The sequence below is a fragment of the Nocardioides sp. NPDC101246 genome, assembly GCF_044767415.1.
Taxonomy (GTDB): domain Bacteria; phylum Actinomycetota; class Actinomycetes; order Propionibacteriales; family Nocardioidaceae; genus Nocardioides.
On record NZ_JBIWNX010000006.1, the window covers coordinates 131,742 to 157,303 of the forward strand.

At 69.9% G+C, this 25,562-nt stretch carries 27 protein-coding genes; 13 read left to right on the forward strand and 14 right to left on the reverse strand.

The window, feature by feature from the left end; translation table 11 throughout:
* Positions 1-96 precede the first annotated feature (96 nt).
* Both ACIRON_RS12785 and ACIRON_RS12790 read left to right on the forward strand, forming a co-directional pair.
* The gene (locus tag ACIRON_RS12785) at positions 97-594 is read left to right on the forward strand and encodes a sigma-70 family RNA polymerase sigma factor (RefSeq protein ID WP_402992673.1); all 498 of its coding nucleotides are present in this window, start codon (positions 97-99) and stop codon (positions 592-594) included.
* A complete protein-coding gene (locus tag ACIRON_RS12790) occupies positions 591-1,664 on the forward strand; it encodes a hypothetical protein (protein ID WP_402992674.1) in 1,074 nt (357 codons plus the stop codon). Before ACIRON_RS12785 ends, ACIRON_RS12790 begins: the two co-directional genes overlap by 4 nt.
* On the opposite strand, the gene ACIRON_RS12795 is transcribed toward ACIRON_RS12790, so the two are convergent.
* Positions 1,661-2,311 carry an MOSC domain-containing protein gene (locus tag ACIRON_RS12795; protein WP_402992675.1) on the reverse strand — a complete coding sequence of 217 codons (651 nt, stop codon included), beginning with the start codon at positions 2,309-2,311 and terminating at the stop codon, positions 1,661-1,663. The genes ACIRON_RS12790 and ACIRON_RS12795 overlap by 4 nt on opposite strands.
* A gap of 43 nt (positions 2,312-2,354) precedes the next feature.
* Positions 2,355-3,248 carry an aminoglycoside phosphotransferase family protein gene (locus ACIRON_RS12800; protein WP_402992676.1) on the reverse strand — a complete coding sequence of 298 codons (894 nt, stop codon included), beginning with the start codon at positions 3,246-3,248 and terminating at the stop codon, positions 2,355-2,357.
* Positions 3,249-3,316: 68 nt separating this feature from the next.
* On the opposite strand from ACIRON_RS12800, the gene ACIRON_RS12805 reads away from it, so the two are divergent.
* Entirely contained in the window at positions 3,317-3,841 is a 525-nt protein-coding gene (locus ACIRON_RS12805; protein WP_402992677.1) for a cupin domain-containing protein, read from the forward strand.
* Here ACIRON_RS12805 and ACIRON_RS12810 read toward each other — a convergent pair.
* Positions 3,826-4,278 carry an NUDIX hydrolase gene (locus ACIRON_RS12810; protein ID WP_402992678.1) on the reverse strand — a complete coding sequence of 151 codons (453 nt, stop codon included), beginning with the start codon at positions 4,276-4,278 and terminating at the stop codon, positions 3,826-3,828. The genes ACIRON_RS12805 and ACIRON_RS12810 overlap by 16 nt on opposite strands.
* 31 nt (positions 4,279-4,309) lie before the next feature.
* Entirely contained in the window at positions 4,310-4,786 is a 477-nt protein-coding gene (locus tag ACIRON_RS12815; protein ID WP_402992679.1) for a pyridoxamine 5'-phosphate oxidase family protein, read from the reverse strand.
* An 80-nt stretch (positions 4,787-4,866) separates the two neighbouring features.
* Between ACIRON_RS12815 and ACIRON_RS12820 the strand changes: the two genes are divergently transcribed.
* Complete coding sequence (locus tag ACIRON_RS12820) at positions 4,867-5,448, forward strand: hypothetical protein (RefSeq protein ID WP_402992680.1); 582 nt, start codon at positions 4,867-4,869, stop codon at positions 5,446-5,448.
* On the opposite strand, the gene ACIRON_RS12825 is transcribed toward ACIRON_RS12820, so the two are convergent.
* From ACIRON_RS12825 to ACIRON_RS12845, 5 genes are all read right to left on the reverse strand, one after another.
* Positions 5,435-5,776, reverse strand: coding sequence for a hypothetical protein (locus ACIRON_RS12825; protein ID WP_402992681.1), 342 nt, complete (start codon positions 5,774-5,776; stop codon positions 5,435-5,437). The genes ACIRON_RS12820 and ACIRON_RS12825 overlap by 14 nt on opposite strands.
* Positions 5,773-6,711, reverse strand: coding sequence for a hypothetical protein (locus ACIRON_RS12830; RefSeq protein ID WP_402992682.1), 939 nt, complete (start codon positions 6,709-6,711; stop codon positions 5,773-5,775). Before ACIRON_RS12830 ends, ACIRON_RS12825 begins: the two co-directional genes overlap by 4 nt.
* Positions 6,708-7,238, reverse strand: coding sequence for a SigE family RNA polymerase sigma factor (locus tag ACIRON_RS12835; RefSeq protein ID WP_402992683.1), 531 nt, complete (start codon positions 7,236-7,238; stop codon positions 6,708-6,710). The genes ACIRON_RS12830 and ACIRON_RS12835 overlap by 4 nt, the downstream gene beginning before the upstream one ends.
* Positions 7,239-7,362: 124 nt before the next feature.
* Positions 7,363-9,219, reverse strand: a complete 1,857-nt coding sequence (gene lepA, locus ACIRON_RS12840; RefSeq protein ID WP_402992684.1) for a translation elongation factor 4 — start codon at positions 9,217-9,219, stop codon at positions 7,363-7,365.
* A gap of 61 nt (positions 9,220-9,280) precedes the next feature.
* Entirely contained in the window at positions 9,281-10,210 is a 930-nt protein-coding gene (locus ACIRON_RS12845; RefSeq protein WP_402992685.1) for a hypothetical protein, read from the reverse strand.
* A gap of 108 nt (positions 10,211-10,318) precedes the next feature.
* On the opposite strand from ACIRON_RS12845, the gene ACIRON_RS12850 reads away from it, so the two are divergent.
* The 8 genes from ACIRON_RS12850 to ACIRON_RS12885 all read left to right on the forward strand — a co-directional run bounded on the left by ACIRON_RS12850 (position 10,319) and on the right by ACIRON_RS12885 (position 17,458).
* A complete protein-coding gene (locus ACIRON_RS12850) occupies positions 10,319-11,896 on the forward strand; it encodes an alkaline phosphatase D family protein (RefSeq protein WP_402992686.1) in 1,578 nt (525 codons plus the stop codon).
* 78 nt (positions 11,897-11,974) lie between these two features.
* Positions 11,975-12,277, forward strand: coding sequence for a hypothetical protein (locus ACIRON_RS12855; RefSeq protein ID WP_402992687.1), 303 nt, complete (start codon positions 11,975-11,977; stop codon positions 12,275-12,277).
* Positions 12,277-13,332 (forward strand): hypothetical protein, encoded by a 1,056-nt coding sequence (locus tag ACIRON_RS12860; RefSeq protein ID WP_402992688.1) that lies wholly within the window; start codon positions 12,277-12,279, stop codon positions 13,330-13,332. The genes ACIRON_RS12855 and ACIRON_RS12860 overlap by 1 nt, the downstream gene beginning before the upstream one ends.
* Positions 13,329-13,826 (forward strand): DUF4919 domain-containing protein, encoded by a 498-nt coding sequence (locus tag ACIRON_RS12865; RefSeq protein WP_091048445.1) that lies wholly within the window; start codon positions 13,329-13,331, stop codon positions 13,824-13,826. Before ACIRON_RS12860 ends, ACIRON_RS12865 begins: the two co-directional genes overlap by 4 nt.
* Positions 13,826-14,896 carry a hypothetical protein gene (locus tag ACIRON_RS12870; protein WP_402992689.1) on the forward strand — a complete coding sequence of 357 codons (1,071 nt, stop codon included), beginning with the start codon at positions 13,826-13,828 and terminating at the stop codon, positions 14,894-14,896. Before ACIRON_RS12865 ends, ACIRON_RS12870 begins: the two co-directional genes overlap by 1 nt.
* Entirely contained in the window at positions 14,893-15,390 is a 498-nt protein-coding gene (locus ACIRON_RS12875) for a DUF4919 domain-containing protein (RefSeq protein WP_402992690.1), read from the forward strand. Before ACIRON_RS12870 ends, ACIRON_RS12875 begins: the two co-directional genes overlap by 4 nt.
* 15 nt (positions 15,391-15,405) lie before the next feature.
* On the forward strand, positions 15,406-16,470 hold the full coding sequence (locus ACIRON_RS12880) for a WD40 repeat domain-containing protein (RefSeq protein ID WP_402992691.1): 1,065 nt from the start codon (positions 15,406-15,408) through the stop codon (positions 16,468-16,470).
* A 34-nt stretch (positions 16,471-16,504) separates the two neighbouring features.
* Complete coding sequence (locus tag ACIRON_RS12885) at positions 16,505-17,458, forward strand: hypothetical protein (RefSeq protein ID WP_402992692.1); 954 nt, start codon at positions 16,505-16,507, stop codon at positions 17,456-17,458.
* Here ACIRON_RS12885 and ACIRON_RS12890 read toward each other — a convergent pair.
* Entirely contained in the window at positions 17,443-19,302 is a 1,860-nt protein-coding gene (locus ACIRON_RS12890; RefSeq protein ID WP_402992693.1) for an AMP-dependent synthetase/ligase, read from the reverse strand. The genes ACIRON_RS12885 and ACIRON_RS12890 overlap by 16 nt on opposite strands.
* A gap of 309 nt (positions 19,303-19,611) precedes the next feature.
* Here ACIRON_RS12890 and rpsT point away from each other — a divergent pair, with 309 nt between their 5' ends.
* Positions 19,612-19,872: a 30S ribosomal protein S20 gene (gene rpsT / locus ACIRON_RS12895; protein WP_091048431.1), complete on the forward strand. Its 261-nt coding sequence runs from the start codon at positions 19,612-19,614 to the stop codon at positions 19,870-19,872.
* Positions 19,873-20,368: 496 nt separating this feature from the next.
* Here rpsT and holA read toward each other — a convergent pair whose 3' ends face one another.
* From holA to ACIRON_RS12915, 4 genes are all read right to left on the reverse strand, one after another.
* Positions 20,369-21,352 (reverse strand): DNA polymerase III subunit delta, encoded by a 984-nt coding sequence (gene holA, locus ACIRON_RS12900; protein ID WP_402992694.1) that lies wholly within the window; start codon positions 21,350-21,352, stop codon positions 20,369-20,371.
* 29 nt (positions 21,353-21,381) lie between these two features.
* Positions 21,382-23,670: a ComEC/Rec2 family competence protein gene (locus ACIRON_RS12905; protein WP_402992695.1), complete on the reverse strand. Its 2,289-nt coding sequence runs from the start codon at positions 23,668-23,670 to the stop codon at positions 21,382-21,384.
* Positions 23,667-24,554 (reverse strand): helix-hairpin-helix domain-containing protein, encoded by an 888-nt coding sequence (locus ACIRON_RS12910; RefSeq protein WP_402992696.1) that lies wholly within the window; start codon positions 24,552-24,554, stop codon positions 23,667-23,669. The genes ACIRON_RS12905 and ACIRON_RS12910 overlap by 4 nt, the downstream gene beginning before the upstream one ends.
* 115 nt (positions 24,555-24,669) lie before the next feature.
* Positions 24,670-25,530, reverse strand: a complete 861-nt coding sequence (locus ACIRON_RS12915; protein WP_402992697.1) for a DegV family protein — start codon at positions 25,528-25,530, stop codon at positions 24,670-24,672.
* Positions 25,531-25,562 lie beyond the last annotated feature (32 nt).

Here is a 25,562-nt window from a genome sequence, read left to right on the forward strand (position 1 = left end):
CGAACCTCCCAAGAGTTGTTTGGGAGTGAGTCTGGTGAGGCCGGACAGAACCGTCAAACAGTTATTCGACTAGCGCCTAAACCGATAATGGTGCGTGTGCGTCACTCAGGCGTGAGCCGAGAAGAGTTCTCCGACTTCTACGTCGGTGCCAAGGACCGCTGCCTGCGCGCCGCGATCGCCGGGGGCATGGATCCGGGGCGTGCCGAAGAGGCGATCGCCGAGGCCTTTGCCCGCGCCTGGTCACGCTGGCCGACGGTGAGACTGAGCAGCTCCCCCGCGGCGTGGGTGGTCCGCACCGCGATCAACGCCGACATCTCCTGGTGGCGCAAGCGCCGCCGCGAGCTGATCGTGTCCGATGCCCCCGAGCCGCTCCCCTGCGACGCCCCGGGCTTCGACCACGACCTGCTGGAAGCCGTACGCCGGCTGCCGCCGCGGCAACGCCAGGTGGTCGCGCTGCGCTACTTCCTCGACCTCGACGCCGAGACCACCGCCCACGAGCTCGGAATCGCTCGCGGCACCGTCTCGGCCACACTCCACCACGCCCTCAAGACCCTGCGGCTGCAGCTGGCCGACTCCGAAGGGATGCTGTCATGAACGACATCGAGACCATGCTGCGCACCAGCGGCCGCCAGACCCTGGACCTTCCCGCCGCCGAGATCCTGCGCCGGGGTGACCGGATGCGCCGCCGGCGCCGCACCGCGCAGGTGGTCGCCGCCGTCGCCGCCTTCTCGGTCGCCGGTGTCATGGCGTACGTCGCGATCCCCGACCGGCTGATCGACTCCGACATCGCCACTCAGACACCGTCGGAGAAGAACCCGGTCGGCTGGTCGGGTGAGCCGACCAATCTCACGCTCGAGGAGCTCGACGAGATGAGCGAGCGGTGCCTGACGTCGGCCTGGCGAGATCTGGAGTCCGAGTACGAAAGCTCACTGACGGCCGTCCCCCTGGCGGACAACCTCCACAACCCCGATGACATCGAGCAGATCCCAGCAGGAACCTGGCCGTTCCTCGCCGAGAAGCGTGGCTCGACGGCCAAGGCGATCTTCAAGGGCGTCGACTATTCGGTGACCTGCTCGACCCCGACAGATCCCCGGCAGAGCGCAGGTTCCGAGCCTGACCTCACCGTGGCCGCCGGTACGCCGGAGTTCTGGGGCTCCCTCGCATCGATGGGGCCGTGGGAGGACTTCTCCCGTTCAACCGCCGACGACGTCTCGGAGTTCACGCTTCCGCTCCCGGAGGAACTGAACGTCACCAAGGTGGTTTTCACCTCGAACGGGGAGGAGATCCCGGCAACGATCGTCAACGGCGTGGCGGTCGCCTGGATCGACCACGAGGTTTCCGTCGATTCGGCCAGCTTCCGCGCCTACGACGCCGACGGCGAGCTGGTTCATGGCGAGGCGCCTGCGCCGCCGACCACCGAGTGGACCGAGACCGCGGAAGGGATCCGGGTGACGCGATCGCTCAGCAACGAGACCGTTGAGTCCGCCTGGTTCTGGGTCGGCGAGCAGCGCTTCGACGCGACCATCACCAAGGACAACGTGGCAGTCGCGCTGATCCCGACCGGGACGTTGACCGCGGACCAGCTGGACAAGCTCCAGATCCAGGGCCTCTCCCCCGACGGTCTCTACTTGATGGGCTGCAACGGAGGGCCCTGCGGGCCTTAGCGCGCCTTGGCCGCGACGTACTTCTCGGCCGCCGCCCGCGGCTTGTCCCCGAGCCCGTCGATGCCGATGAGGCTCGGGAGCAGGCTGCGGTCGGTGACCAGCGCCCTGAAGAGGGTCGAGACTGTGATGTCGTGCTCGGGGCGGTGGACGACGACGATCTCGTCGCCGGCCTGCAGCTGTCCCTCCTCGAGGACCCGCAGGTAGGGGCCGGGCCGGGCCTCCTGCGCGAACCGCTTGACCCAACGGGCGTTGTCGTAGCCCGAGACGCCCATCCAGTTCTTGAAGTCGTTGCACGGCGTACGCACGCTGCAGACCTGCAGCAGCACCGTCCCGATCCGCCACTGCTCCCCCACGAGCGCCTCGTTGATGTCGATCCCCTCGGTGGTGAGGTTCTCGGCGAACTGGCCGTCGCGGAGCGTCGCGCCCAGGCGGGTGCCCCACGCGTCGAGGTCCTCGCGGGCGAAGGCGTAGACCGCCTGCTCCGCGCCACCGTGGTGGCGGCGGTCGGTCTGGGTGTCGGTGACGATGCCCTCCATGCCGACCGTGACCGGCTCGGGCGTCGCGAGCTTCTCCATCGAGGTGGCACCCACCTCCGCCCACTCGGCGGGCTGGGACTGACCGATGTTCACGCTTCGTACGATGGGCACGGAGCGATTCTCCCCCGGCCTGTGACGACGGTCGAACGGGTTTTCAGTCCTGGACCGCCTTGGTCACCGAGACCATCGCGGTGATCCACTCCTTGTCGGGCGCCTGGTTGTCCTCCACCTCGTCCTTGACGTTGACCATCAGCCGCAGGACCACCCACGCGCGGGCACGGTCCTCGTCGAGGTCGGCGGCGTCGACGAGGGCGAAGAAACGGTCGCGTACGCCGTCCCGGAACCGCCCCGCATACTCCTCGAAGCGATTCCAGAGCATCGGCGCAAGCTCGTAGTGCGGGTCGCCGGAGAGGGGCTTCGGGTCGATCACCAGCCACTCCTCACGATCGCCCCGCAGGACGTTCTCGTAGTGCAGATCGGTGTGGATCAGCTTCCCGTCGGTGGACTCGTCGGCGGCGAAGTCGCGCGCGATCGACCGGGCCTGCTCGACCATCCGCGGCGGGACCGGCAGCCGCCGCTCCTTCTCTCCCAGCTCGCTCGCCCAGCGTGCGGCCTGCGCCGACAACGTACGCAGCTGCGGCGGAGCCGCGACGTGCAGCCGCCGGTAGAACCCGCCCACGATCTCGCACGCCTGCACGTCCCACGTCTCCGAAAGGTCCGAAGGATGCAGCCGTTCCAGCAGCAGCGCGAAGCGCTTCGGGTCGGCCCTCAGCAGGCGTACGGTGCCCCGACCGCCCCAGGTCTGCAGCGCCAGCGCCTCGTGCTCGGCCTCCCAGTGGGGCCAGCCGACCTTCAGCACCGCGGCCTCGCCGTCGGCGGTGCGCACGGGGAGCACGACGGCGCAGTCGCCATGGACCGAGGGGCCGTCGACGGTCAGGGACCACTCCTCGAGCAGGTCGCCGAGCAGCCCCGGGAGGTCGTCGAGCCACGCCGTCCATGACGGCCTGTGGGCGGCGAGGGCCAGGAAGGAGTCCGGGACGAGCGTCACGGCGCCAACCCTAAGGCTGAGCCCTAAATCCGCTTCCCAACCCCGAGCCCTTGCGGCAGGTTGGGCCCATGTCACTTCCTGAGTCGATGGGGACCCGAGGTGTTCCCTACCCGCGCGAGCGTTACGACGGCGAGGCCGGTGAGGTCTCGGCGTTCCACCGGCCCGACACCACCCCGCCCGACCTCACCTATCCCAACGGCGTGAAGGTCGATTATCTCGCCACCGGAGCGACGACCGCGGGCGACTACGGGCTCTACCGCTGGCACTTCGGCCCCAACGAGACCGGCCCGGGGCCGCACTTCCACCGTGCTGTGGCCGAGTCGTTCTACGTCCTCACCGGGACCGTCAGGATCTACAACGGCGAGGAGTGGATCCCGGCCGGCGCCGGCGACTTCGTGCACGTGCCGGTCGGCGGCCTGCACGGCTTCCGCAACACCACCGACGAGCCCGCCTCGATGCTGCTCCACTTCACCCCGGGCGCGCCACGGGAGGGCTACTTCGAGGGGCTGCGCGAGCTGGCCGAGGGCACCGAGCTCGGTCCGGACGAGATGGCCGAGTTCTACAAGCTCCACGACAACTACTGGGTCGACTGAGCGACCTTCAGGGCCTCGATCCCCATCCGGACGATGGGGCTGGTGGAGTCGGCTCCGATCGCGGGGTCGTCCAGCCCGACCCATCCGGCGAAGTCGGTGGTTCCGTCGACCTCCAGCGTCCCCAGCTCGCCCCCGACGATCCGGGCCTCGAAGACCACCCGGGTGGACTGGTAGGGCCGGCGACCGGGGTCGAACGGCACCACGTACACGTCGGTCGTCAGCGGAGCACCGACCTCGACGTCGTAGCCGGTCTCCTCCTTCACCTCGCGCACGACCGCGGCGGGCATCTGCTCGCCGTAGTCGACGCCACCACCCGGCAGCGTCCACCCCGGGTCGTTGCGATGGTTGCCGTTGAACCAGCTCAGCAGGATCCGCCCCGCGTCGTCGACGATGACGGCGTACGCCGCGACCCGAGTGTCGTAGTCGGTGAAGTGCATCCCTGCGAGACTAGCGCGAACCAGTCCGAAGTCAGTCGAAGACGAACGCCGTCGCGTCCTTGGGGAACGAGGTCCAGGCCCGGATGCGCCGCGGATGCACCGCCGGCGCGCCCTCGATGTAGTGCTTGGCCTCGAAGACGTTCTCGCCGTACTCGGGATACTTCGCGTTCAGCAGCCCCGCGATCTCCTCGGCGACCTCCGGCGCGAACCTCGACTCCCTCACCTCGCCCTCGACGACGACCAGCTTCCACGGATCCGGCAGGTTCACCGTCACCTTCGGATGCTCGGCCGCGAGCCGCCGGTGCAACGTCTCCGGACTGCCGCCGTAGACCAGCTTGTCCTCGAACCAGATCCCGTCCAGCGGCGTCACGTGCGGACTCCGCCCAGGCCTCTCGAACGCGAACCAGAACTGCTTCGCCTCGACCAGGCGCTGACGTACGTCCTCCCACGCCAGCAGCTCGGACGGCGTGCCGTATCCCTCCGGAAACCGAATCTGTTCTGTACGCATGTGCGTCACTCAACCACCGTCCGCGCCCGGCCGGCCCGACCGTTCTTGCGCACCACGCCCGATGTGATGGACTGGCGGGCATGCATCCTCGGGCCGCCCTCCTGACCGTCCTGATCGCCGCGACTTCGGCCTGCGGGGCCGGGCCGGCCCCGGACACGACGGCCGAACCGACGCCGTTCGTGGCGTCCACGCCCTCGACGCCGAAGGGTTTCACGGCGGTGGAGTGCCCGGCAGTGGTCGGCGGGAAGCCGGCCACCCTGAGGCTGGCCGTGCCGGACGGGTTCACCTCCGAGTCGACCGGCCCGACCGAGCAGACCCCCAGCGGCCAGTGCACGTGGCGTGACCCCGAGGACCGCTTCCTCAGCGTCCAGGTCGGCGAGACGGAGTCGCTCGCCGACCACGAGGACGAGCTGAAGCAGTACGAGGGCATCGGCGGCGACGACGAGGTCAGGAACGTCACCTACGACGCCCCGGTCGACGTCTTCGGCGACCTGGAGGGCGAGCGGCTCACCTGGTGGACCTACTCCGACGGCTCCCCGGCCGAGTGTGTGGACGTGCAGGCGAACGGCATCAGCCTGTTCTGGGAGAGCCCCGAAGACGTCGACCAGCGCCTCGACGACCTCGACCTCCTCCTCGACAGCGTCGAGCTCATCCGCTCCTGACCCGGCTCTCGACCGGCGCCGCAGCGGCTCGCCTGCCGCTCGCGACGATCAGCACGACGAGCATCACCGGCACGATCACCGTCCACGAGGTGGGGAGCAGCCCGGCGGCGCACCCGACCGTCGTGAGGACGAACCCCGGCCTCGGCCGGCTGGGCAGGAGCAGCGTCCCGGCCAGGACCAGCACCCCTCCTCCGACGAGCGTGCCGAACCAGAACAGCAGACCGCCGTCGCCGCTGCGTACGACCCGAACGGTCTCCGCCGCTCCCGCCGCGAGGAGCAGGCAGCCGAGGAACAGCCCGTACCACCAGATCCAGCCGCGCCGTTTCATCGTCGAACCTCCTCGCGCCACACGAGCCCGAGGAGAGCATCGGACGGGACGTCCCCGACGATCCGCAGACTCACCGTGTGCGCCTCCCCCGGCGTCAGGACGAGCCCCGGACCGCCGTCGCCGAGGATCAGCCCCGTCTCGGGCCGGCCGTCGACGTAGACCTGCACCTCCTGGCTGCCCGAGCCCGATGTGAACCAGTCCACCTCGACCGGGAGAGCCTTGGAGGAGTACGTCGAGGAGAGGACTCGAGAGCCCGGCATGGACTCCCCCCGCTGGACCAGACGGAACTCGCTTCCGCCGTCCATCTCGAGGGCCTGGACCTGGTGGCCGGCAACCGTGGCGGCGGGCTCGGGAAGCCGGTAGACGGCGGCGCCGATCTGTCCCTCGGCAGGTGGCGCCTTCTCGCGTCCGGACGTGCTGGTCAGCCAGAGCCGAAGCGTGTGCGTGCCCTCCTGCGGATACTCCGGCCCGAGCTGGAAGGAGATCCAGCGGCCCGAGAGGAGCGCCACGTCGCAGGGCAGCTGGCCGGGCTCGCCGTCGTCCAGCGACAGGTGCAGCGTGTAGCCACTGCCGACTCCTCGGCAGACCGCCCTCCACTCCGTGTTGCGGGAGGCCTCGGCGGTGAAGGAGAGCTCGCTCCTCCCGGCGGCGATCTCGGAGTCGATCAGGGTCCGTCCCGCGTACGTCCCCACGAACGGCCCGTTCGAGGGCACCGGTCTCACGACCGGTGCCGTCCGATCGAACGGGTTCGCGCCGAGCGAGGCCATCACCGCCACCGGAACCACGATCACCGCGACCGCAGCCACGACCAGCGCCCGGCGGAGCCGGATCGTCGCGGCCCTGCGACGGACGGCCGGGCCACGACCGCGGACCGTGTCGTCCTCGATCGCCGCGGCATGCGCCCGCAACGTCTCCTGAAGCTGTTCGATGCTCATCGGGCCACCTCCCCGTGGGTCTCCTCGGCCAACGCGCCGTCGAGGCGCAGCTTGGCCAACGCCTTCACCCGCTGGCTCTTCACGGTGCCGACCGAGCAGCCGAGCAGGCGAGCGGTCTCCGCCTCGCTGAGATCCTCCATGTATCGCAGCACGATCACCGCCCGCTGCCTCGCCGGAAGCCTCCCCAGCGCCGCCCACAGGTCGTGGGTCTCGGCACGGTCCTCGTCGTACCCGGCCTCCGGCAGCTCCGACGTCGGACGCTCGGCGTTCCACCGGCGCCGCCACCAGGTGGCGTAGGTGTTGACGAGGATCTTGTTCACGTACGCGACCGGGTCGCTCTCGATCCGCGACCAGGACAGCCACGCCTTGACCAGCGCCGTCTGCAGCAGGTCCTCGGCGCGCCCGCGGTCGTGGGTCAGCAGGTAGGCGGTCCGCAGCAGCCGCGTGGAGCAGGACGCCACGAAGTCGTCGAACTCCCGAGCCGCCCCGGCCCTGCTCCCCTTGCCCGAGACCTGGATCCCATCCACGTCCCCTCCCCGCTCGGCGCCTCCGACGAGGCGCCTCTGTCAAGGACGACCAGGTCGCCCCCGGGAAAGGTTGTCCAGCACCGAGCCTAGGACGTCGCCGGGCCGGAGCTCGACCCCGCCGACGTCACTTCTTGTCGCCGGAGGGCTGGGTGGTGGAGAGCGCGGCCACGAAGGCCTCCTGGGGGACCTCGACGCGGCCGACCATCTTCATCCGCTTCTTGCCCTCCTTCTGCTTCTCCAGCAGCTTGCGCTTACGCGAGATGTCGCCGCCGTAGCACTTGGCGAGGACGTCCTTGCGGATGGCGCGGATGGTCTCGCGGGCGATGACCCGGGCGCCGATGGCGGCCTGGATGGGCACCTCGAACTGCTGGCGCGGGATGAGCTCCTTGAGCTTGCCGGCCATCATCACGCCGTAGCCGTAGGCGGCCTCGCGGTGGACGATCGCGGAGAACGCGTCGACGGGCTCGCCCTGGAGCAGGATGTCGACCTTGACGAGGTCAGCCGCCTGGTCGCCGCTGAACTCGTAGTTCAGCGAGGCGTACCCCTTGGTCGAGGACTTGAGCTGGTCGAAGAAGTCGAAGGCGATCTCGCCCATGGGGAGGACGTAGCGCATCTCGACGCGGTCCTCGGAGAGGTAGTCCATGCCGCCGAGGGTGCCGCGCTTCTTCTGGCACAGCTCCATGATCGTGCCGATGTAGTCGGACGGCGAGAGGATCGTGGCGTTGACGACCGGCTCACGCACCTCGCGGATCTTGCCCTCGGGGAACTCCGAGGGGTTGGTGACGATGTGCTCGGAGCCGTCCTCCATGATCACGTCGTAGACCACGTTGGGAGCCGTCGAGATGAGGTCGAGGTTGAACTCGCGCTCGAGGCGGTCGCGGGTGATCTCCATGTGCAGCAGGCCGAGGAACCCGACGCGGAAGCCGAAGCCGAGCGCGCCCGACGTCTCCGGCTCGTAGGTCAGGGCCGCGTCGTTGAGCTGGAGCTTGTCGAGCGCCTCGCGCAGCACCGGGTACTGGTCGCCGTCGATCGGGTAGAGCCCCGCGAAGACCATCGGGTTGGGGTGGGAGTAGCCGCCGAGCATCTCCGTCGCAGGACGGTTGTTGCCGGTGACGGTGTCACCGACACGCGACTGACGTACGTCCTTCACACCGGTGATCAGGTAGCCGGTCTCGCCGACCCCGATGTGGTCGGCCTTGACCGGCTCCGGGCTGATCACGCCGAGCTCGAGCATCTCGTGGACCGCACCGGTCGACATCATCTTGATCTTGTCGCGGTGGGTCAGCTTGCCGTCGAAGACCCGGACGTAGGTCACCACGCCGCGGTAGGTGTCGTAGACGGAGTCGAAGATCAGCGCCCGCGCCGGGGCGTCCGGGTCGCCGACGGGCGGCGGCGTCTCGGAGACGATGTGGTTGAGCAGGTCCTCGACGCCGAGCCCGGTCTTGGCCGAGACCTTGAGCACGTCCTCCGGCTCGCAGCCGACCAGGTTGGCCAGCTCCAGGGCGTACTTCTCGACGTTGGCCGAGGGCAGGTCGATCTTGTTGAGCACCGGGATGATGTGCAGGTCGGCACCCATCGCCAGGTAGAGGTTGGCGAGGGTCTGCGCCTCGATGCCCTGCGCCGCGTCGACGAGCAGGATCGCCGCCTCGCACGCCTGCAGCGACCGCGACACCTCGTAGGTGAAGTCGACGTGCCCCGGGGTGTCGATCATGTTCAGCACGAACGTCTTGTCGGCATCCTCGCCCTCGGTGACCGTCCACGGCATCCGCACGGCCTGGGACTTGATCGTGATCCCACGCTCGCGCTCGATGTCCATCCGGTCGAGGTACTGCGCCCGCGCGGCACGCTCGTCGACCACACCGGTCAGCTGCAGCATCCGGTCGGCCAGCGTCGACTTGCCGTGGTCGATGTGGGCGATGATGCAGAAGTTGCGGATGATCGCCGGATCAGTGGAGCCGGGCTGTGGCGCGGAGTGAGTCACAGGCTGCTTTCGTGGGTGCTCAAGAACGAGGGCGGGTACGTCACCGCCTATTGTCCCACGCTCAGTACTGATGGAACCAAAGCGGCAGCTGCACCGACTCGCCCGGGCAGGTCACGTTGCGGTCGCGGCCGTCCTCGAGCCACTGCACCATCACTGCCGCACCGCCCTGGAACATCCACTCGCCACCGCACCGCTCCAGGGCTGCGGCCCGCGATGCCTCGCCCGCCGGGCGCCACTCGGGCAGCTGCAGCTGCAGGTCGCCGACGATCGGCGTCCACAGGCCCTCGATCGAGTAGACCCCGACCCGCTTCCCGGCGTCCTGATAGCCGGCCAGGGCGCCCTTGACCACCGCCTGGTTGGCCTCGATGTCGTCGGACCACTCCCAGACCGCGACCGGCTCGACGTCGACCCAGACCGAGGGCGACTCCAGACCGGCGCGCTCCATCTGCTCGAGATTCCACACCGCCTGCTGATAGCCGACGTTGGTCAGCCGGCCGATCTCCGTGTCCGGGTCGCCGGGCCCCTCACCGCCGTACTGACGGATCGTGGCGGCACGGGGGTAGGAGGTGACCGCGTAGGCCGAGGTCATCACCTTGTTCGTCTTCGCCCACTCGACCTGCGAGGCCAGGCACGGGTTGGGGGTGAACGCCGGCCCGTTGGTGAGGCCGATGACGACGTACTCCGCCGACTCGAGCGGCATCGGCAGCCCCAGCGTCCGACGCTCCTTGATGCCCATCCCCTCGGGGCACTGCGGCCAGCTCAGGTCCCCGCCCTCGACGATCCCGCGATCGTCGGCGGGTGGGACGGACGGGATCTCGAGCGACTCCGGCGCGCGTGGTGGCGGGCTCACCGACGTCTGGCTCTCCGGACTCGTGGGCAGCGACGGCGAGGCGGACCCCGCGTCGGCCGGAGGCTCGGCGGCGCAACCGAACAGCACCGGCGCCACCACGAGCAGCAGCGCAGCTGCGTACGTGTTCCTTCTTGCCCACATCACCGCAGATACTGCCACCCGCATCCCAGCGGGTCACACCTGTACGTGTTCACCGACACGACCCTCGGAACTCACCGGTCGTTCCGCCGGCATCGGCAGGTTTGGTCCATGACCCCACTCAACCGCCGCTCCGTCCTCGGCCTCGGTGCCGCCGCCGGTGCCGGACTCGTCATCCCCACGACCGCAGCAACCGCCCACGCCGCTCATGCCGCCCGCACCGCTCCGGCCTTCATCCGAGGAGATCGTCCGACCCTCACGCACGGCGTCCAGTCGGGCGACGTCGGCTCCCGGGGCGGCGTCCTGTGGAGCCGCGCGGACAAGACCTCGCGCCTGGTTGCGGAGATCTCGGCCGACGAGTCCTTCCGCCGCGCCCGTCCGGTCAACGGCCCGGTGGTGACCGCGAGGAGCGACTTCACCGGGGAGCTGAAGGTCAACGGCCTCGAGGCGGGGCGCGACTACTTCTACCGGATCCGGGCCGTCGACGCCGACGACCCGCGCCGCGGCAGCGCCTGGGAGCTGGGCCGGCTGCGTACCGCACCGGCACGCCGCCAGGACATCCGGTTCCTGTGGTCCGGCGACATCGCCGGCCAGGGCTGGGGCGCCAACCCCGACTTCGGTGGCTTCCGGATCGCGCCCGCGATGGCGGCGCGCGAGGCCGACTTCTTCCTGAGCTCCGGCGACAACGTCTACGCCGACGGCCCGCTCACCTCGACCGTGACCCTCCCCGACGGCCGGATCTGGAACAACATCGTCACCGAGGAGAAGGACAAGGTCGCCGAGACGCTGACCGAGTTCCGCGGGCAGTACGCCTACAACCTGCTCGCCGACAACTGGCGCGCCTTCCTCGCCCAGACGCCGATCGTGGCGCAGTGGGACGACCACGAGGTCACCAACAACTGGTACCCCGGCGAGATCCTCCCCGACGACGGCCGCTACACCGAGCGCCGCGTGGACGTCCTCGCGGCCCGCGCCAAGCAGGCCTTCCATGAGTACATCCCCGTCGGCGACGCCTCCCCCGACCCCGACGGCCGGATCTACCGCAAGCTCTCCTACGGCCCGCTGATGGACCTCTTCGTCCTCGACATGCGCACCCACAAGGACGCCAACACGACCGACACCGAGACGAGCGCGGACGGCGGTGTCCTCGGCGAGCGCCAGACCCGCTGGCTGCTGCGCGAGCTGGCCGCCTCCCGCGCCACCTGGAAGGTCATCGCGGCCGACCTGCCGATCGGCCTGGTCGTCCCCGACGGCACCCTGCAGGAGGGCCTCGCCCAGGGCGACGCCGGTGCCCCGCTCGGCCGCGAGCTCGACATCGCCAAGATCCTGACCGGGCTCAAGCGTCTCGGCATCCGCAACCACGTCTGGCTGACCGCCGACGTCCACTACACCGCGGCCCACTCCTACTCCCCCGACCGGGCGGCCTACCAGGACTTCGACCCGTTCTGGGAGTTCGTCTCCGGCCCGCTCAACGCCGGCGCCTTCGGCCCCAACAAGCTCGACCCCACCTTCGGTCCGGCCGCCGAGTTCGTGGCCGCTCCCCCGGCGGCCAACGCCTCACCCGCCGACGGCTTCCAGTTCTTCGGAGAGGTCGAGATCGACGCACGTACGCAGCAGCTCACCGTTACCCTCCGGGACATCGACGGCGGTGCTCTTTTTACGAAGACGCTGGACCCGAGTTTCCGTTAGGGTCTGCGGGCTAGGGCGTGTCTCTGCGTAGACACGCCCTAGCCGTCTCCCGTTCGGGCCCAGGAGGACCAGCAGACCATGAGCGAAATTCATGTCGTCCCCAAGGACATGAAGGCATCCATCGGCATCGCCACGGACGCCGAGAGTGCCGTACGCAAAGCCGATTCCGCCGGCCATCTGACCAAGGCGGGCGCTGCGGTCCCGGGGGCGGAGTCGGTCGGCTACATGACCGATCTCGGCACCCGCTGGACCGATGAGACCAAGGCCGCAGCCGACAGCTCGCAGAAGCTCGCCGCGGAGATGCAGAAGGCGCTCAACGAGTTCGAGGCCGCCGACGCCGCGGCCGGCCAGAAGGGCGGAAAGGTCATGGGCCCCAACTGATGGCGATCACGTTCGGCCAGGTCAAGACCTGGAAGGCGGCGCCGTTGGGCGACGCCGGCGACGGCCTCAAGGCCGACCTCCGCAAGCTGGAGACCAGCCGCGACGAGCTCGAGGCCAACGGCGTGGCCAAGTCCTGGACCGGCGCCGCCGCCGACGCGGCCAGGGGCCACCGGGACAGCCTGGTCACACAGCTGAGCGGCCACATCACCGGCAAGCAGCAGATGCAGAAGGCGCTCTATGCCGCCGAGCCCGAGGTCGAGGCCATCGAGCGTCTCGTCCAGGGCATCCTGGACCGGGCCAAGACCCAGGAGTTCACCGTCGGCGACGACGGCTCGGTGACCAGCACCGCCACGCCGCCCACCTTCCACAACCGCTACGAGGCCGAGGAATGGGGCAACAGCCGCCAGACCATCGCCCAAGAGCTCGCCGACGACATCACCGACGCCCTCGCCAAGGCGGCCGGCGTGGACCAGATCCTCACCGACGGCATCCCGACCGGCACCGACAAGGATCTCGATCACACCCGTGACGAGCGCGGCATGGCCTCCCCCGAGACCGCCGAGCGGTGGGCGCAGCTCACCGATGCCGAGCGCAAGGCGATCATCGACCAGAAGATCGAGGAGCTCGCCGAGGAGTACGGCGTCGATGTCGAGGACATCGTCTGGGACGCGCAGGGCAGCACCAACGGCTTCTGGAGCGAGGACGACCACACCGTGCACCTCAATCCGGGCAATGTGGACAATCCCGACATCCTGCACACCGTGGCTCACGAGATGCGCCATGCCCGGCAGTACGAGGCGATCGACGACAACAACGACTTCCAGTTCTGGTGGGAGGACGACCCCTTCGACATGCACGAGGAGGACGGCATCACCGAGAAGCAGGCCGAGGAGTGGGAAGACAACTTCGACGACTACAAGAGCACGGACAACGGCGACACCTACGAGGAGTACTACAACCAGCCCGTCGAGGCCGATGCCCGCAAGTCCGGCCGCGAATACCTCGACAACCTGACGCCCGCTGAGCTCGACCGCCTCCTGAAGGAGTCGAAATGACGACGTACGCCGACCTGGTCACCGCCTACCTCGACGACCCCGGTCCCGAGACGCTTGCCCCGCTGCGCCGCGCGGTCCGCAACTCCGCCAACTTCACCGTCGACCTCGACCTGCGTGCGGTCGACAAGCTGCTCGCCGAGGGCGCCTACGCCGAGGCCGCGACCGCGCTGCGCGCCCTCATGCCCGGCGCGATCTTCAGCCCGTCGGCCCACCTTCGGCTGGCGACCGCGCTGGAGCGCTCCGGTGAGGAGCGCTCCGCGGCCCGCGAGCGTCAGGTGGCCAGCGCCGCGCTGCGGAGCATCCGGGCGACCGGCGACGGCACCGAGGAGCACCCCTGGACGGTGCTGCGGATCAGCGACGAGTACGACCTGCTCCGCGCCCTCAACAAGGTGCCCGGCCGCCAGGATCTCCTGGAGGCCGACGGTCGGCGTATCGACCGCCACACCTGCACCGACGGGACCTTCGCTCACTTCGACGCGACCGCCCTCGTCTGATGGCGATCACGTTCGGCCAGGTCAAGACCTGGAAGGCCGCACCGCTCGGTGACGCCGGCGACGGGCTCAAGGCCGACCTCCGCAACCTGGAGACCAGCCGCGACGAGCTCGAGGCCAACGGTGTCGCCAAGTCCTGGACCGGAGCCGCCGCCGACGCCGCCCGAGGCCACCGCGACACTCTCGTCAAGGACCTCGGCACCCACATCACCGCCAAGCAGGAGATGCAGAAGGCGCTCTACACCGCCGAGCCCGAGGTCGAGGCCATCGAGCGCCTCGTCACCGGCATCCTCGACCGGGCCAAGACCCAGGAGTTCACCGTCGGCGACGACGGCTCGGTCACCAGCACCGCCACCCCACCGACGTTCAAGAGCCGTTTCGAGGCGGAGGAGTGGGGCAACAGCCGCCAGACCATCGCCCAGGAGCTCGCCGACGAGATCGAGAAGGCCCTCGCCAAGGCGGTCGGTGTCGACGCCATCCTCGCGCGCGGCCTGCCGACCGGGATCGACGAGCAGGGCGACGAGTACGGCAAGATCGACCCGGCCATCGCGGAGAAGTGGGAGACGCTCAGCATCGAGGAGCGCAAGGCCGTGCTGGAGGAGATGGTCAAGAAGATCGCCGCCGAGAGCGGCGTCGACATGCCCACCATCGACTGGAGCGACCTGGGCAACGACACCTGGGACGACGGCAGCATCACCTACGGCTACTGGAACGACGAAGAGCCCACGATGGCGCTCAACCCCAACGTGCTCGACGATCCCGGCCAGCTGATCAACACCGTGGCCCACGAGGTCCGTCACGGCCGCCAGCACGAGGCCATCGACGACAAGAACGACTGGCAGTTCTGGTGGGAGGACGACCCCTTCGACGAGCACAAGGCCGACGGGATCACCGAGCAACAGGCCGAGGAGTGGGAGGAGAACTTCGACGACTACAAGAGCACCGACAACGGCGCCACGTTCGACGAGTACTACAACCAGCCCGTCGAGAAGGACGCCCGCAACGCCGGCCGCGACTACCTGAACAACCTCAGCGAGGAGGAGTTCAACCGGATCCTGGAGGAGTCGCGATGACGACGTACGCCGATCTGGTCACCGCCTACCTCGACGATCCCGGCCCCGAGACGCTCGGACCGCTTCGCCGCGCGGTCCGCGGCTCGGCCGGCTTCACCCCCGACCTCGACCTCGACTCGGTCGACAGGCTGCTCGCCGAGGGGTCGTACGCCGCGGCCGCCGTCGAGCTGAAGCGGGCCATGCCGGGGGCGATCTTCAGCCCCTCGGCGCATCTGCGGATGGCCACCGCGCTGGCAGGATCCGGGGATGATCGGGCCGCGGCGCGCGAGCGCCAGGTCGCCCGGGCCGCGCTGCGCAGCATCCGCTCCACCGGCGACGGCAGCGAGCAACATCCGTGGTCGGTGCTGCGTATCAACGACGAGTACGACATGCTCCGAGCACTCGACAAGGTCCGCGACCGCCAGGACCTCGTCGAGACCGGAGGCCGTCGACTCGACCGCCTCACCTGCACCGACGGCACCGTCGTCCACTTCGACGTCACCTCGTTCGCCTGATCCCCAGAAGGACCGATGAAACCCCGAACGTACGTCCTCAGCGTCCCGATCGTCGGCGTGCTCGCCGCCGCGCTCCTGGCCGGATGCGCCGGCGACCCCGACCGGGACGGCTGCGACATCTCCTCGCTCGGGACGACCCCGATCAGCCTGGCCGCCGCGGTCATCCCGAGCCGGCTCGTGGCCGGCTCGCTGACCACCGACGGGCAGCAGATCGTCGCCAGCTGCACCGACGGCACCTGCCGCTGGGGTGCCGCCGGCGGTGCGTACGAGACGGTCTCCGAGACCGGCTATGCAGCCATCACCTCCGACCTCACGCTGGTCGCGAGGAAGGTCGGCTGCTCGGACATCGCGCTGGTCGAGGTCGACGGCGACGAGGAGGTCCAGCGGCTCGAGGGTCTGCCGAACCCGAAGGTCACCGACGCCAGCCCGGTCGGCGAGATCGCGTTCAGCCCCGACGGTCGGCTCGTGGCCGGCGCCGGGCTCGAGGGTGACCTGATCATCTGGTCGGTCGAGGACGGCGACGAGGTGGCGAGCACCGATCTCGACAACGGGATCGGATCGATCTCGTTCAGCCCCGACGGCGACCTGGTGGCGGTTGCCTCCGGCGACAGCGTCTCGGTCCTCGATGCCGACTCGGGCGACGAGGTCGGCACCGTCGCAGCCGCCGGCGGCGCCGACCCGGTCTGGAGCCCGGACGGGCGCTGGATCGCCGGGGTGACCACCAGCGGATCTCCCACCATCTGGGACGCCAAGACGTTCAAAGCGGTGGAGAGCCTCCCCGGTTTCGACGCCGCCGCGATCGCGTTCTCTCCGGACTCTCGTTCGCTCGCCGCTGCGAGCAACGGTGGCGACGGCCCGAACGTCGACGAGACCCGGCTGCAGCTCTGGGCGCCCCGAGCGCTCGGCGGTGCAGGCGGAACCCGTGACGTCACCCGGACGGCGCCGACAGGGTCGAACGTCATCTTCAGCCCCGACGGCACGACCCTCTACACCGCCTCGACCGAGGCCGGCGTGGCCGCCTGGGACGTCGCCACCGGCAAGGCCGCCGGGCAGTTCGACCAGCCGCCGATGTCTCAGTAGCGCATCCGGGGCGGCGTACACAAGGATGTTCGTCGTGACCGCGATCCCGACGAACATCCCACACGGGCAGACCGCCCGCCGCCTCGAGTGGGCCCACCTGCCGCCGTTCCTGCGGTCCGCGATCGAGAAGCGGCTCGGCGGTGGGCCGGTGGTGTCGGCGGAGTCGGACGGAGCCGGTTTCACCCCGGGGTTCGCCTCGTTGTTGACCTGCCAGGACGGCTCCCAGCACTTCGTCAAGGCGGCCTCCGCGAAGGCCCAGCGCGACTCCGCGGCGATCCACCGCGAGGAGGCCGCGAAGCTGAAGAAGCTCGCCGGCTGGGTCCCCGCCCCGAAGCTGAAGTGGTTCGACGACGGCGAGTGGGTCGTCCTGGCCTTCGAGCACGTCGAGGCGCGGCTGCCCTCGAGGCCGTGGACCGCCGCCGATCTCGAGCTCGTCTCGCAGGCGCTGGTCGAGACCGCCGCCGCGCTCACCCCGGCCCCGGGCATGGGCTGGCCGACCTTCGCCGAGGAGCACGCCGCCTATCCGGGACTGTGGGACCGGGTCGCCGGCTACCCGCATGCCGACCGGGCGGCCTCCCTCGCAGCGGGTTTCGCGGAGCACACCGCCGGCGAGACGCTGGTCCACCTGGACGTACGCGACGACACCATCCTCATCCGACCCGACGGTGGCGTCCTGCTGGTCGAGTGGACCTGGCCGGTCCTCGGCGCCGACTGGATCGACTCGCTCCTGCTGCTGGTCGGGCCGCGCGGCGACGGCCTCGACGCCGAGTCGTTCCTGGCCGCCCATCCGCTGCTGTCGCAGGCCGCACCGGAGGCGATCGACTCCGTCCTGGCCCTCTTCGCCGGCTACTTCCTGGCCGCCGCCGACCAGCCGGTCAAGACGACCTCGCCCCACCTCCGCAGGATGCAGCGGTGGCAGGGCGAGGTGTGTCTGGACTGGCTGGCGGAGCGCCGGGGCTGGGACCCGGAGGATCAGGACCCGGCGTAGAACGCGTCGATCCGCGCCTGCTCCTTCGCCTCGACGACGTTGCGCTTCACCTTCAGCGACGGGGTCAGCTCACCGCCCTCGACGGTCAGGTCGTGCTCGAGGATCTCCCACTTCTTGATGGTCTCCCAGCGGTTGAGGCTCGCGTTGAGCTCGTCGACGTAGCCGCCGATCAGCTCGCGCACCTGCGGCGAGGTGACGATCTCCTCGTAGGACTTCCCCTCCAGCCCGTTGGCCGCGCCCCAGGCGGTGATCGCCTCGGGGTCGAGCGCGATCAGCGCGCTGACGAAGTTGCGGTTGGCACCGAAGACGAGGAACTGGCTGGTGTAGGGGCACAGCGCGGCGAACTTCGACTCGATCGCCGGCGGCGCGACGTACTTGCCGCCCGAGGTCTTGAAGAGCTCCTTGATCCGGCCGGTGATGGTGATGTAACCCTCGTCGTCGATCGAGGCCTTGTCGCCGGTGTGGTACCAGCCCTCGGCGTCGAGCGCCTTGGCGGTCTCCTCGGGCAGGTTGTGGTAGCCCGGCATCACGTGCGGGCCGCGGATGAGCAGCTCGTCGTTCTCGCCGATCTTCACCTCGCTGCCCGGGAACGCCTTGCCGACGGTGCCGAGCTTGTTCTCCGTCAGGGTGCCGACGGCCGCGCCCGCGGCGTTCTCCGTCGAGCCGTAGCCCTCCATGATCAGGATCCCGGCGGCGCGGAACCACTCGGCGATGTCGCGGTTGAGCGGGGCGGAGCCAGAGATGAAGAAACGTACGCGCCCACCGAACCGGTCACGGACCTTGCCGAGCACGAGCTTGTCGAGCACCGCGTGCTTGAGAGCCATGGTGGTCGGCACGGACTTGCCCTCGCGCTGCAGCCGGTCGCGGGCGATGCCGTTGGCGAAGGCGGCGTCGAAGAGCTTCTTCTTCACGCCACCGTCGTTCTCGACCATCATCGTGATCTTGGCGTGAACCTTCTCGAAGATGCGCGGGGCCGCACCCATGAAGGTCGGCTTCACGATCGCCAGGTTGTCGACGATCTTGTCCATCCGGCCATCGATCGCGGTCGGGAAGCCGCAGGCGATCTGGATCGAGAGCAGCACCTTGCCGAACACGTGGGACATCGGCAGCCACAGGAACTGCAGGTCGTCGGGGCCGAGCACGTCGCCCTGGACCCGGACGGCCTCGCCCTCGTAGACCCACGCGCGGTGGAGCAGGCGCACGCCCTTGGGCCGGCCGGTGGTGCCCGAGGTGTAGACCAGCGTGGCCAGGTGATCCGCGGTGATCTTGGCGGCGGTCTCCTCGATCACGTCCGGGTGGTCGGCGAGGTACTTGTCGCCGATCGCGGCCAGGTCGTCCAGGCCGATGACCCGCTCACCGTCGGTCGCCCCGTCGAAGGTGATGACCTTGACGATCTCGGGCAGGTCGGCGGCCTTCTCGGCGATCTTGGCGAGCTGGCCGTCGTCCTCGGCGAAGACGAAGCGGCACCCGGCGTCGCCGAGGATGTAGGCGGTGTCCTCGACGTTGGTCGTCGGGTAGACCGTCGTGGTGGCGCCGCCGGCGAGCATCACCGCGAGGTCGGCGATGATCCACTCGTAGCGGGTCGTCGAGGCGATGCCGACCCGCTGCTCGAGCTCGAGGCCGAGCGAGACCAGGCCCGCGGCAAGGCGGCTGGCCAGGTCGCTGGCCTCCTTCCAGGTCAGCGACTTCCACTCCTCCCCGCCTGCCTCGGTCGTCGAGCCGACCACGGGATAGCGGAAAGCCTCCGCATTCGGGGTGGCCTTGACCCGGTTGAGGAAGTGAAGGGCGAAGTTCGCCGGCATCTCGTCGAGGAATGCGAGATCGGTCGCGGACTGGGTCGGCATGATTCTCCTGGCCTGCAGTGTGTGCGTGGGGGTGAACGGTGGGCGGTAAGCACGAGAGGGACCGCGCGGGGGACCCTAGACGCTGGAGCCGAGCCGCAACAGGGGGTTCCGCCGGAAATCTCGTGACCGAGATCACGACAGCCTACCCCGGAGTAGCTAGGTGAGGTACGGCGATTTGAGGCCAAACCACGCGAGTCTGTAATCTTGACCGCAAGCGTGTTCGCGTAGGCCTCTCCCCTCTCATTTCCCCGAGGGGCCGGATTGAGAGCTCGCACCACCACACGTCGAAGCACTGGAGATCATTCACCCATGGCGAACATCAAGTCGCAGATCAAGCGCAACAAGCAGAACGAGAAGGCGCACGAGCGCAACAAGGCCGTCAAGAGCGAGCTCAAGACCGTCATCCGCAAGTTCCACGCCGCCGCCGAGGCCGGCGAGAAGGACGCTGCGGTCGAGACCGCCAAGGTCGCCACCAAGAAGCTCGACAAGGCCGTCTCCAAGGGCGTCATCCACAAGAACCAGGCCGCCAACCGCAAGTCGGCGATCGCCAAGAAGGCTTCCTCGCTCTGAGGTAAGCCCCACCGAAGCCCCCGTCCTCCGCGACGGGGGCTTTCGCATTTGCCGAGAAGTCAGGTACGTCGGTCGAGACGTCACGTACGTCGGCCGAGTGGGCACTTCTGGCGAGCCGAATCTGTAGTTCTGGCGAGCCGAGCCTGCAGTTGTGGGCGACGAGTCCGCAGCTATGGGGGACGAAAGTCGAGTTTCGATCCCCACACCTACAGTTTCGATCCCCACACCTACAGATTCGGCACGCCACAACTGCAGATTCGGCAGCAAGCATCGGCCGAGGCGTCGCCCCCGTTGGTCGAGGCGTCGCTCGCGCTGGTCGAGACGTCACGTACGTCGGCCGAGAAGGCATCTCATTGCCATCTCGGCCGACCGGGGTGCCGTCTCGGCCGACCGGGGTGACGTCTCGGCCGACCGGGGTGACGTCTCGGCCGACCGGGGTGACGTCTCGGCCGACCGGGGTGACGTCTCGGCCGACCGGGGTGACGCCTCGGCGGGGTCAGCGCTGGCGGAGGGCGGCGATGGTGAGGACGAGACGCTCGAGCGTGTACGCCGGGTCGCTGGCGGCGCCCTTGAGGTCGGCATCGGCTCGGGCGACCGAGCGGAGGGCCTCGCCGATGGCTTCGCGGGACCAGCCGCGGGCCAGGCCGGCGATGGACTTCTGCTTCCAGGGCGGGGCGCCGCTGTCTCGGATGCCGGCGACGTGGTTGGCGACGGTGCGCAGCTGGCCGGCCACGGCGGAGAGGACGTAGACCGGGGAGGAGCCGGTGTCGAGGGCCCAGCGGATCTCCTCGAGGGCCTTGACCCGGTCTCCGGAGATGATCGCGTCGGCGATCACATAGTTCTTCACCTCGGCGCGGCCGCCGAAGTACTGCTTCACGTGCTCGAGGCTCAGTCGCTTCGCCTCGTTGTCGTTGGCGAGCTGGCTCGCCGCGGCGGACAGGGCGCGGAGATCCTGGCCGACGGCCTGGATCAGGAACTCGGCGCCCTCCTCGTCGAGGGTCGCTCCGTGCAGCCTCAGCTCGGCCTTCACGAAGCTGCCGAATTCGCGCCCCTTCAGCTCCACGGACTTGTGCTCGGTCACCTTCGGGAGCTTGCGGAGCTTGGCGAGGGTGCCGCTGCCCTTCTGCCCACCACCGTGGACGAGGACGAGCGCTACCTCCTCCGACGGCATCCCGGCATAGTCCACCAGGCCCGCGACCGACTCGTCTGGCAGGTTCTCCAGGTTGCGCACCACCACGCAGCGGATGCTCGAGAAGAGCGACGGTGCGCTCAGCTCGCCGAGCGTCGCCAGCGTCAGGTCGGCGGCGGTCGCCTCGGAGACCTCCGCCTCGGCGTCGTAGGCCTTGACCGCGGCCTTCGCCGACGCGACCGTACGCTCCCCCAGGAACTCCTCCTTGCCGGTCACGAGCGTCACCCGACCCATGACGTCGGCGGCAAACAGGTTGCCGGTGGGACTCGGGGCGGAGGCGGTGCGTGCCATGCTCAAACCCTCCCACACGGCACCGACAGTTATTGCGTCACCACGGCCACCTCACCTCCCGACTCGACGACCGCGACCGAGCCGTCGCGGTCGGTGCGGTAGACCTCGGTGCCGCTCTCCTCGAGCCCCTGGACCGTGGCCGTGGCGGGATGGCCGTAGTCGTTGCCGGCACCGACCGAAGTGAGCGCGACCTGCGCTCGCAGCGTACGCAGCCAGTCGAGATCCTGGTAGCGAGAGCCGTGGTGGGGCACCTTGAGCACGTCGATGTCGAGCTCGGCCAGGTCGTCGGCGAGCTGGTCCTGTCCCTCCGGCTCGATGTCGCCGGTCAGCAGCAGACGAAGGCCACGGGACTCGATGAGGAGGACCACGCTCGCGTCGTTGGCGGTGGAGCCGTCCCCGGGGCCGCGGGTGTCGGAATCGCTCGTCGGCCAGAGCACCTGGATCCGCACCTCGCCGATGGTGGTCGTGGCCGCGTAGGGAGCCGGGACCGGCACCACCCCGGCCGCACCAGCGGCCTCGCCGAGGACCCGCACCCCCTCGGGCGGGTCCTGGAGCCGCGAGGTCCACAGCTCACCGACCTGCCGCCCGGCGAAGACACCCTCGACGCCGTTGACGTGGTCGGCGTGGAAGTGGGTGATCACGGCGAGCGGAACCTCCTCGATCTCGAGGCGGTCGAGACAGTCGTCGACGAGGCCCGGGTCGGGGCCGGCGTCCACGACGACGGCGCTGCCCGCCCCGGTGCGCACCACCAGGGCGTCTCCTTGTCCCACGTCGCACATCACGAGCACCCACCCCGGCGGCGGCCAGCCCGGGCTCGGCAACCGCACCAGCGCGACCGCGAGCAGCACCAGGCATCCGGCCACCCCGGTGACCGGATGCCGCAGGATCCGAGGCGCCAGGAAAGCGATCGCGGCACAGATGACGATCAGCACCGCGAGGGCCTTCGGCCCGGTCGCCCAGCCGACCTCCGCGGTCGGCAGCCCGGCACCGAAGCGAGCCACCGCGATGATCCAGGCGACGCACCAGGTCGCGATCGTGCCGGCGACCATGCCGAGCGGATCCCAGACCAGCCCGAGCAGACCTCCCAGGAGCCCGAGCACCGTCGCGGGAGCGACAGCGGGCTCGACGAGCAGGTTGGCGAGCACTGCGACGAGGCTGACCTGGCCGGAGATGGCGGCGACCACCGGAGTGCATGCCAGCTGCGCCGCTGCCGGGACCGCGATCGCCTCCGCGCACCACTGCGGCATCCACCGTCTCAGGGCGTCGCGCCACGGCGGCCCGAAGAGCAGGATGCCGGCCGTGGCCAGGACCGAGAGGGTGAACCCGATCGACCTCGCCAGCCCCGGGTCGATCAGCAGCAGCCCGATCACCGCCGCGCCGAGCCCGCGCAGCGCTCGCTGGCGTCCGTTGTGCGTCATCGCCAGGAGTCCGACCGCACCCATCGCGGCGGCCCGCACCACGCTCGGCTCCGTACGGGCGAGCACGATGAACCCGAGGATGCCGAGCACGCCGACGGCGTACAGCCCTCTCCCCCGCACCCCGGCCCAGCGGGCCACGATGAGCAGAAACCCCACCACCAGGGTCAGGTTGGTGCCCGAGACCGCGAGCAGGTGGGTGAGTCCGGTCGTGCGGAAGTCGTCCGCGAGGTCGTCGGAGAGGCCGGTGTCGTCGCCGTCGACCAGCGCCGGGACCAGCGCTGCCTGGTCGGGCGGCCGGTGTGCCACCGCGTCCCGGATCGAACCGCGCAGCGTCTCCGAGGCTCGCCACCAGATCCCCGGACCGGAGACGACCCGCGGCTCACCGGCGATCAGCAGAGCAGACTCCTCGTGCGAGTCGCTACTCGCCAGGCGTCCGTTCGTCGACACCGTCGCCCCCAGCGGGATGTCCGCCCAGGCGTCGTCGCCGAGCACGACCACCGGCGTACGCAGCCGGTAGACCACCCCACGGCCCCTGATCTCCCGCACGCTGGCCCGCCGGAGCTGGTACGTCGCGTGCTGACCGCGCACCTCCTTCGGGTCGGTCGTGACCGTGGCGATCACCCGCACCTGCGCCTTGCGCTCGGCCAGGTCCGCCACCGGGTTGTCGCTGACCCGGGCGGCGTGCAGGCCAGCGACGACCGCGGTCCCGGCGATCATCAGCACCAACGCCAGCGCCGTCGGGCGGCGCTTCCGAACGGCCCACCCACCGCCGATGCCGACGACGACAGCCAGCACCACCAGCAGAACCACCCCGGACCGTCCGCCGGCCACCACGACCGGTCCGGCCAACGCCCCCGCCCACGCACCGGCCCCGAGAAACGGCAGCCGCAGGTCGTTCACAACGTCACCAGAGGTGCCAACGAGTCGTAGGTCTTCGGCCCGATCCCGTCGACCTCGAGCAGCTCGTCGACGGAGGTGAACGCGCCGTTGGTGGTGCGCCAGTCGATGATCGCCTGCGCCGTCACCGGCCCCACCCCGGGCAACGTCTCCAGCTCCTCCAAGGAGGCGGTGTTGAGGCTCACCCCAGCCCCGGGAGCACCAGCCGCCGAGGCACCGGAGCCGGGAACCGCGACACCTCCCCCGTTCGGCGCTCCCACGACGATCTGCTGACCGTCGCTGAGCAGGGCAGCGAGGTTGAGCCCGGCGAGGTGCTTGTGAGACGCCCCGCCGGCGGCCTCGACGGCATCCACCACCCGCGAGCCCATCGGCAGCACGACGATGCCGGGCTTGGGCACCTTGCCCTCCACGTCGACCGTCACCGTCCCGGCCGATGCTCCGCCCAACGGTGTCGCGGCCGCGCTCCCGGGCGCGGCCGAGCCGGTCGGCAGCGCGACCAGCGGGGAGGCCGAGGGCGAGGCGCGGGCGGCCGGCACCACCTCCGGGTCAGCGCGGATCATCCACCAGCACGCCACCGCCAGACCGACGACCAGCACCAGCGAGACGACGACGAGATGCCAGGGACCGAGGCTCACCCTCCCGCGCAGCGGCTCCGGCAGCACCGCGTCGGGCGAGATCACCACCTGACGCCGGGACGCGTGGCGCCCCGGTACCGGCACCAACGGATCCAGCTCCGCGCTGTCGGTCGCTCTCGGCCCGTCCCACCACGGCGGCTGCCAGTCCTCCTCGCCCTCGTCCTCCTCCCCCGGCGGGTCGATCTCGGCGCGCAGCTGCTCCAGCCGCCGGGCGACGGCATCGGCGTGATCAGAGGTCGGTCGGGTCCGCATGACGCCGAAGCTATGCGCCCGCGCCGACAGTTCCGAGCGCGTTCTCAGCGCCTGTGGAGAACCCGATCCTCAACCGCCCCTGTGGACGGCAACCGGCCCAGAATCAGGCCCGGAATCAGAGCCGAGGCCCGACGACGACCGCCACACACCCCGGCCCGACGTGCGCACCGAGCACCGCACCCAGCTCCCCGACACGTACGTCGCCGTTGATCTTGCCGTCCAGCTCACCACACAGCCCCGAGGCCATCGCTGCGGCCCGGTCCGGGCTGCCCAGATGGGCGACGACGACCTCGACCCCGTCGACGTCCTCGCCGGCCTCCACCCCGAGCGCCTGCAGCCGCGCGATCGCCCGCTCAGCGGTACGCACGCGCTCGTGCGGCACGACCCGCCCGTCCTCGATCGTGAGCAGCGGCTTGACCGCCAGCGCCGTCCCGAGCAGGGCCGCCGCGGCCCCGATCCGCCCGCCGCGGCGCAGATACTCGAGCGTGTCGACGTAGAAGTAGGACCGAGTCGCGGCAACGCGCGCCAGCGCGGCCTCCCGCGCCTCGGCAGCACTCCCGCCACGACCGGCGACCTCAGCAGCGGCCAGCACCGCGAACCCGACCCCGGGCCCGACCAGCCGCGTGTCGACCGTGACGACCGGCACCGAAACCTCCCGCGCCGCGAGCATCGAGGACTCACACGTCGCGCTCAGCTCCGCCGAGAGGTGGATGGAGACGATCTCGTCGAAGCCCTGCGCCGCGAGCTTCGCGTAGGCCTCCGCCAGCAGTGCCGGCGAGGGCCGTGAGGTCGTCACGGTCTTGTGCGCCGCCAACGCCGTCAGCAGCGCTTCGGGCGAGGTCTCCTCGACCCCGTCGTCGTACGACGTCCCATCCACGATCACCTGCAACGGCACCGATGTGATCAGCTCCGTGGCATCCCCGAGATCGGATGGAAGCATCGCGGTCGAGTCGGTCACGATCGCTACCCGGGCCATGTCAGAAGCCTACAGATCGAGCCATCGCGTCG